The 7,390-nt window shown below is 62.6% G+C and carries 7 protein-coding genes; all 7 read right to left on the bottom strand.

All coding sequences use genetic code 11. The features are described from left to right. A partial coding sequence (locus AC0L2A_RS25950) for an alcohol dehydrogenase catalytic domain-containing protein (protein ID WP_165848827.1) occupies positions 1-302 on the bottom strand: 302 nt, incomplete at its 3' end. Next, positions 302-1,489, bottom strand: a complete 1,188-nt coding sequence (locus tag AC0L2A_RS25945) for a glycine C-acetyltransferase (protein ID WP_473611219.1) — start codon at positions 1,487-1,489, stop codon at positions 302-304. The genes AC0L2A_RS25945 and AC0L2A_RS25950, both read right to left, overlap by 1 nt. 38 nt (positions 1,490-1,527) lie before the next feature. Then, positions 1,528-2,472 (bottom strand): homoserine kinase, encoded by a 945-nt coding sequence (locus AC0L2A_RS25940; protein WP_473611210.1) that lies wholly within the window; start codon positions 2,470-2,472, stop codon positions 1,528-1,530. A 33-nt stretch (positions 2,473-2,505) separates the two neighbouring features. Continuing rightward, complete coding sequence (thrC, locus tag AC0L2A_RS25935; protein ID WP_473611209.1) at positions 2,506-3,933, bottom strand: threonine synthase; 1,428 nt, start codon at positions 3,931-3,933, stop codon at positions 2,506-2,508. A gap of 64 nt (positions 3,934-3,997) precedes the next feature. Next, a complete protein-coding gene (locus AC0L2A_RS25930) occupies positions 3,998-5,248 on the bottom strand; it encodes an NAD(P)/FAD-dependent oxidoreductase (RefSeq protein WP_473611217.1) in 1,251 nt (416 codons plus the stop codon). A gap of 115 nt (positions 5,249-5,363) precedes the next feature. Beyond that, a complete protein-coding gene (locus AC0L2A_RS25925) occupies positions 5,364-6,242 on the bottom strand; it encodes an ABC transporter permease (protein WP_473611207.1) in 879 nt (292 codons plus the stop codon). A 35-nt stretch (positions 6,243-6,277) separates the two neighbouring features. Further along, the gene (locus AC0L2A_RS25920) at positions 6,278-7,228 is read right to left on the bottom strand and encodes an ABC transporter permease (protein ID WP_473611206.1); all 951 of its coding nucleotides are present in this window, start codon (positions 7,226-7,228) and stop codon (positions 6,278-6,280) included. Positions 7,229-7,390 lie beyond the last annotated feature (162 nt).

Below are 7,390 nucleotides of genomic sequence, written 5' to 3'. Positions count from 1 at the left end.
CGGCAATGGCCGCAGACGATGTGGCCTTCGCCCGAAACACGCTGGCCGATCTTGTATTCGGTGACCGCCGCGCCGAAGTCGGCGACTGTGCCGACGAATTCGTGGCCGGTCACCATCGGCACCGGCACGGTCTTCTGCGCCCACTGGTCCCAATTGTAGATGTGGACGTCGGTACCGCAGATCGCGGTCTTCTTGATCTTGATCAGAACGTCGTTCGGGCCGATTTCCGGCACCGGCACTTCTTCCATCCAGATGCCCGGCTCGGCGCGAGATTTAACGAGTGCGCGCATCATGTTGGACATCAGCCAATCACTCCAAGTTCGCGGCCTACCTCACCGAACGCAGCCACAGCCCGGTCGATATCGGCGGTCGAATGGGCGGCCGACATCTGCGTCCTGATGCGGGCCTGGCCCTTGGGTACGACGGGGAAGGAAAAGCCGATCACGTAGATGCCGCGCTCAAGCAGCATGTCGGCCATTTGCGAAGCCAGCGCGGCATCGCCGATCATCACAGGAATGATCGGGTGATCGGCTCCGGCCAGCGTGAAGCCCGCTTTTTCCATGTTGGCGCGGAAGCGCGAGGCGTTGTCGTAGAGCCGGCGGCGCAAGCCGCCGCCCAGCTCGATCATATACAGCACCTTCAGCGAGGCCCCGGCGATAGCAGGCATCAGCGTGTTGGAAAAGAGATAGGGACGCGAGCGCTGGCGAAGCCATTCGACCACCGGCCTGCTCGCCGCCGTGTAGCCGCCCGAGGCGCCGCCCAATGCCTTGCCGAGCGTGCCGGTGATGATATCCACCCTGCCCTCGACGCCGCAATGCTCGGCCGAGCCGCGCCCGTTCTTGCCGACGAAGCCGACGGCATGGCTGTCGTCGACCATCACCATGGCATTGTACTTGTCGGCGAGATCGCAGACGCCCTTCAGATTGGCGACGATGCCGTCCATGGAAAATACACCATCGGTGGCGATCAGCTTGAAGCGGCTGCCTTCGGACTTCTTCAATTCCTCCTCGAGCGCCGCCATGTCGTTGTTGGCATAGCGAAAGCGTTTTGCTTTGGAGAGCCTGACGCCGTCGATGATCGAGGCGTGGTTGAGCGCGTCGGAAATGACCGCGTCCTCCTCGGAAAGCAGCGTCTCGAACAGCCCGCCGTTGGCGTCGAAGCAGGAACCGTAGAGGATTGTGTCCTCCATACCGAGGAAGCTCGATATCTTTGCCTCGAGCTGCTTGTGTTCCTCTTGTGTGCCGCAGATGAAGCGCACCGAGGCCATGCCATAACCATAGCGGTCGAGCGCGGCCTTCGCCGCTTCGCGCAGCTCTTCGCTGTCGGCGAGGCCGAGATAGTTGTTGGCGCAGAAATTGAGCAGCTTGCGGCCGCCAACCTCGATCTCGGACGACTGGGGCGAGGTGATGACGCGCTCGCGCTTGTACAGGCCCTCCGTCTCGATCTGCGAAAGCAGCTCGCCAACGTAGTCTTTGAGAGTCGGTGCCATCGTGCTTCCATTTCCATTGGTGATCTTCGCGGTCTTGCTCATGCGATTTCTCCCCGGAGCACGCGCAACATGCGCTCGAAGTGGCTTGGATCGTGTGCTTTGAGGAGCGCAGCTTCCCGGGGCTGGTACAGATCCCAGAGACGCGACAGCCAAAAACGAAATGCTCCAGCGCGCTGCATTGCAGGAAGCAATAAGCGTTCGGGTCCAGTGAGCGCGCGAACTGACTCATACGCGCCGAGAAAGGCGGCAACTTGCTTAGTGTCTTGGCGGCCGGTGCCACTATCGACGCACCAGTCATTGAGGCCCACGGCTATATCGAACAGAAAGGTGTCGCATCCGGCGAAGTAGAAATCGAAGACGCCGGTCAGGTGACCACCTTCAAACAACACGTTGTCGCGAAAGAGATCAGCGTGCACTGGCCCCCTTGGGAGTTGCTCGTAGGTGGAGGACACAGCAATCTGGTTCTGAAAGGCCAGTTCGCTTGTGAGCAGCGAGCGCTGTCCCTCAGATACGCAGCGGCCGACCACCGGCACCACCGCGTTCCACCATTCGAGGCCGCGCGGATTGGCCTGTCGCCGTGGGTAGTCGCTCGCGGTCACGTGCATTCGCGCCAGGATCTCCCCGACAGCGCGACAATGCGACTCTGTCGACGCCGTCACGCTCTCGCCAGGAAGCCTGTTGACGATCACCGCAGGCCGGCCTTTCAGCGTGTGAAGGATTTCGCCTCTGACGTCGGCAACCGGATCCGGGACCGGCATTCGCCGCGCCGCAAGGTGCTTCATCAGGTGAAGGTAGAAGGGCAATTGCTCGAATGTGAGCCGCTCGAACAGGGTCAGCACATATTCGCCTGCCTCGGTATCCACAAAGTAGTTCGTGTTCTCAATTCCGCTCGTGCTGCCGCGAACGGAATTCGGCTGTCCCAGGCCCAGAGCCTGAAAGAATATTGCGACTTCGTCGGGTGACAGCTCGGTATATACGGCCATGGCGAAAAAGGTCCCGGTTGCGGAAGCAGCCTTTCAGCAGACCGCGGCCTGCAGGGTTTCGGCGATGTAGGTCTTCACGGTCTGTGCATCGGCGGGAAGCAGTTTGAACCGTCTCGGCAAATCCTCTATGCCATCGAACCGTTGCGGAGGAACTGGCTCTCGGCCCAGGGCCTCTCTGATGGTCTCCGCAAACTTGACCGGCAGGGCGGTCTCGAGCACGACCATCGGCATATCCGAAACCGAATGCTCGCGCGCGACCTTCACGCCGTCTGCAGTGTGTGGATCGATCACCGCGTTGAAGCGGTGCCACGCGTCACGGATCGTCTGCAACCGGTCGGCGTGGGTGCTCTTCCCGCTGCGGAAACCAAAATGGTCCGCCGCCGTCCCGAAGGCGGGATCCCCGCTGAGATCGAACGACCCGCTTTCGCGCAGTTGATCGTCGAACAGCGATCTCGTCCGGCTGGCGTCGCGACCGAGCAAGTCGAACACGAAACGCTCGAGATTGGAGGCCTTGGAAATGTCCATGGATGGGCTCGAGGTTTCATGGGTATCCGCCCGGCCCCGCACGCGATACACCCCGGTGCGGAAAAACTCATCGAGCACGTCGTTCTCGTTGGTCGCAATGACGAGACGGGATATGGGAAGGCCCATCATGCGCGCGACATGACCGGCGCAGACGTTGCCGAAATTGCCCGACGGAACGGCGAAGTCGACCTCTGACGAATTCTCTTCCGTCACCTGAAAATAGGCAGAGAAGTAATACACCACCTGAGCGACCAGCCGGGCCCAGTTTATCGAATTGACGGCGCCGATCCGGTGGCGCCTCTTGAAGTCGGCATCGCCGGACACGGCTTTCACGATGTCCTGGCAATCGTCGAACACCCCTTCGATGGCAATGTTCTGAATGTTGTCGTCCTGCAGGCTGAACATCTGGGCTTGCTGGAAGGCGCTCATGCGTCCGTGGGGCGACATCATGAAGACGCGGATGCCCTTTTTGCCGCGCATGGCATATTCCGCCGCGCTGCCCGTGTCGCCACTGGTTGCCCCGAGGATATTCAGCTCCTCACCCCGCCGCGCCAGTTCAAACTCGAGCAGATTGCCGAGCAACTGCATCGCCATGTCCTTGAACGCCAGGGTGGGACCGTTCGACAGTTCCGCCACATGGAGACCCGTCTCAAGCGTTCGCACGGGCGCGATCCTGGCGGTCCCAAAAACCTCGGGCCTGTAGGTCTTTGCACAGATGGCCTTCAGGTCAGCGGGCGGAATATCGTCGATGTAGAGCGACAGGATTTCAAAGGCGAGCACTGGGTAGGACAAGCCCCGCCACCGATCCAGCGTGGCATCATCCAGCCGAGGGTAGACCTCGGGCACATAGAGGCCGCCATCCGGGGCAAGGCCTTCAAGCAGAATCTCGCAGAACTTCCTGCGTTCGGGATGGCCGCGCGTGGAGATGTAGTGCATGTGATGCTGTTCCTTGTCGCCGCAATTGTTCGGCAAGGGTCGAGAGACCGCCACCCTTCGGCCTTCAGCGGCTGGCGCGCCACCAGGCGATACGGTCCTGCAGGGCGTAGCCCTTGATAACGGCCGGGATGAACCACGGATTGCCGCGATAGAACGGGACGGCCGCGGGCGGCCGAAAGTCGAACGCGGTGCGCGCCTGCTCGCCGTGCCCCATCAGCTTGTGAGCCGCACGCGTGCCGACCCATGGCGCCCAGACCACGCCCGAACCGCAGAATCCGGTGGCATAGACCACGCCATCCTTCTCGAAGATCCTGGGCAGCATGTCGCGGTGCATCGCCACATTGCCGAACCAGCTATGCGAAAGACGAACGTTCTCCAGTTCCGGGAAAATTTCGCCCAGCCCGTTGCGCAGACGCAGCGTCGGGGCTGCCGGATCGCCTGCACGCGAGCTGTCGCGCCCGCCGAGCAGGATGCGTCTGCCGTCCGGCGAAGGGCGGTAATAGAAGCCAAGCTCGCGGCCCTCGCCCATCATCATCCGCTTCGGCATCAGGCGCGCCATCAGCTCAGGCGCGAGTTCCTCGGTGGCTATGATCCGGCTGCGAACCGGAACCAGCCGACGGCGCAGGAAGGGACTGGCGCCATCCGTGTAGCCATTTGTGCAGACCAGCACCTGGTGCGCCTGCACCGTTCCGGCCGAAGTGGCGACGCGGAACCCGGAGCCATCCCTTTCAATCGAGGTCACGGGCGTGTTCGAATGCACCGCCAGCCCCGAAGCGAGCGCCACCCGCAGGAGCTCCGCGTGGAACTTGGCCGGGTGCAGCCCGCCGATGTCCATCCTGACCATGCCGCCGCGATAGAAGTCGGTGCCGACGTAGTCGCGCTGCTTTGCATATGGAACAGCGTAGGATTCGATCCCCAGTTTCCTTGCCAACGCCTCGGCGCCGCGGGCCATCTTCTCGTACTGTTCATATCCGATGGCGCCCTTGAACAGGCCAACCAGTTGAAAGTCGCAGTCGAGCTTTTCCGACTTGATGAAATCGTAAAGGAATTCGCGCGCGACCTTGCCCTCGGCCTCGATCGCCATGGCTTTTTCTTCGCCGAAGCGCCGGGTGATCGTGGCGTAGTCCAGCCGGATGCTCCCGCTGGTAATTCCGCCATTGCGCGACGAGGCCCCCTCGCCCGGATTCATCGTATCAAAAGCGGCAACCGAGCGCCCCTCGCGCGCCAGCGCAAGCCCTGCCGAAAGCCCGGCATAACCGGCGCCGACGATCGCCACATCGACTGTCCTGGCCAGGGGCTGCGGCGGCAGCGGCATGACGGGCGCCGCCTGCCACCAGTAAGGTGTGCTCTTGTTGGCGACTTTGGGCTCGTTCACGTGAGGGACTTCTCGTTGCGGTTTCAGGAGGCTGGGTCGGTCCATGCCGGCGAGGTCAGACACGGTCGTCCCGCACGTCGAGCGCATCGCGCAACCCGTCGCCGATGAAATTGAAGCTTGTCACGGCGATGGTGATGGCGGCTCCGGGAATGATCGCCAGCCAGGGCGCACTGTCCAGATACTGCTGGGCGCCCTCGAGCATGTTGCCCCAGCTCGGCAGCGGCGGCTGAATGCCATAGCCCAGGAAGCTGATGTAGGCTTCCAGGAGAATAGCGTGCGCAACTGTCAGCGTCGCGGCCACGATGATCGGGCCCATGGCGTTGGGCAGGATTTCGCGGAACATGATATGCGCACCGCTAAGCCCCAGCATGCGCCCGGCCAGCACAAACTCGCGCTCGCGCAAAGACCGCACCTCGGCCTCGACAATCCGGGCTACCTCCATCCAGCTGGTGATAGCGACGATAACAGTGACCATGGCCGGGCTCGGCTTCAGTGCCGCGGCCAAGGCAAGCAGCAGGAATATGGAGGGGAATGACAGGAAGCCGTCGACCGTGCGCATCAGCGCTGCGCCGATCCAGCCGCCGCGGTAGCCCGCGATCACACCGACGAGCGTTCCGATCAGCGTCGACAGCAGCATGGCAGAGAAAGCCACCAGCAGTGAGGTCCTCCCCGCCATCAACAATCGCGCCGCCACGTCCCGCCCCAAAGGATCGGTCCCGAGATAGTGGTAGCCGGTCAGCGGCGGTGAAAAGCGGGCGCGCAAATCGATGTAGAGGGAATCATAGGGCAGGAGATGCGGGCCGAAGACGCATGCCAGCGTCAGAAGAGTGATCATCGCCACCCCCAGCAACGCCAGATGATGGCTCGTGAAACGGCGCACTGTGCGGCTGCGCCACCAGCGGCTTGGTCCTGCATTTGCGACGAGAGCGGTCATTTCGGGTGCCTCCTGTTGGGCGTGAGGTTAGGCGCTCAACCCAGACGAATGCGCGGGTCGACGAACGCTACCGCGATGTCTGCGATCAGGTTGCCCAGGATGACGAGAATGGCCGAGAACATCAGCAGTCCCATCACGACCGGGTAGTCGCTGTAGCCGAGGCTGTCGAGGAACAGTCGACCCATCCCCGGCCAGGTAAACACTGTCTCCGTCACCAGCGCGCCGGTCAGGATGCTGGGAAGCTGGACACCGGCCAGTGTGATCATCGGCAAAAGCGCATTGCCGACGACGTGCTTCATGATGACTCGGCGCTCACTGAGGCCTTTGGCGCGGGCGGTCTTGACGAAATCCTGGCTGATGGCGTCGAGCGTCGCCGTGCGCATGTAGCGGCTCCAGATCGCGACATGCACCAGCGACAGCACGATGCTAGGCAGGATCAGGTGATGCAGGTAATTCAGGATCGAACCGTCGCCGATCGTGTACATGTTGCCTGCAGGCAGCCAGCCCAGCTGCAGGGAGAAGACGTAGATGCCGACGAGCCCGAACCAGAAGGTCGGGATCGACAGCGCGACCATGGCTCCGATCGTCGCCATATGGTCGAACAGCGAATAGCGGTGCGTGGCGCCACGAATGCCGATCCAGGTGCCGATGGCGATCGCAATCGCGGTGGACGTCCCCATCAGCAGCAGCGTCGCAGGGACGTGCCGGCCAATCACTGCCAGCACAGGCGAGCCGTCGCGGAAGGAGTGGCCCCAGTCGCCCTGGAGAAGCCGCCACGCCCAGTCGAAATATTGCACCAAAAGCGGACGGTTCAGCCCCAATTGCTCTTTCAGGCGCTCGAGATCGTCCTGCGTCATGCCTGGATCGAGCCCGAATTGCGCCAGCGGCCCGCCCGGCAGCAGGTTCAGGACGAGGAAGCCGATGACCGAGACGATCAGGAGCAGGATGAGGCTCTGTGAGAGCCGGTTGAGCAAGAAGCCGCGCATTCATCTCTCCTCTTTCAAGACAGCGCCCCTCATTCAAGACAGGGCCGATGACTGGCGGGGGGGGCCCCCCCGCCGCGGGGGGGGGGGGGGGGGGGCGCCGGCCGGCGGAACCCCCCCGCCCCGGCCGAGTCTTGCCCGGGTGGGTTTTTTAATTGTGACAAA

The organism is Mesorhizobium sp. WSM4844, from assembly GCF_055811775.1.
The sequence above is the reverse complement of the archived record's forward strand: the minus strand, read 5'-3'. Positions and strand labels throughout refer to the sequence as shown.

Coding starts and splice junctions, on each gene's coding strand:
- AC0L2A_RS25945 (WP_473611219.1), bottom strand. CDS start 1,489: ATGGCACCGACTCTCAAAGACTACGTTGGCGAGCTGCTTTCGCAGATC.
- AC0L2A_RS25940 (WP_473611210.1), bottom strand. CDS start 2,472: ATGGCCGTATATACCGAGCTGTCACCCGACGAAGTCGCAATATTCTTT.
- thrC (WP_473611209.1), bottom strand. CDS start 3,933: ATGCACTACATCTCCACGCGCGGCCATCCCGAACGCAGGAAGTTCTGC.
- AC0L2A_RS25930 (WP_473611217.1), bottom strand. CDS start 5,248: ATGCCGCTGCCGCCGCAGCCCCTGGCCAGGACAGTCGATGTGGCGATC.
- AC0L2A_RS25925 (WP_473611207.1), bottom strand. CDS start 6,242: ATGACCGCTCTCGTCGCAAATGCAGGACCAAGCCGCTGGTGGCGCAGC.
- AC0L2A_RS25920 (WP_473611206.1), bottom strand. CDS start 7,228: ATGCGCGGCTTCTTGCTCAACCGGCTCTCACAGAGCCTCATCCTGCTC.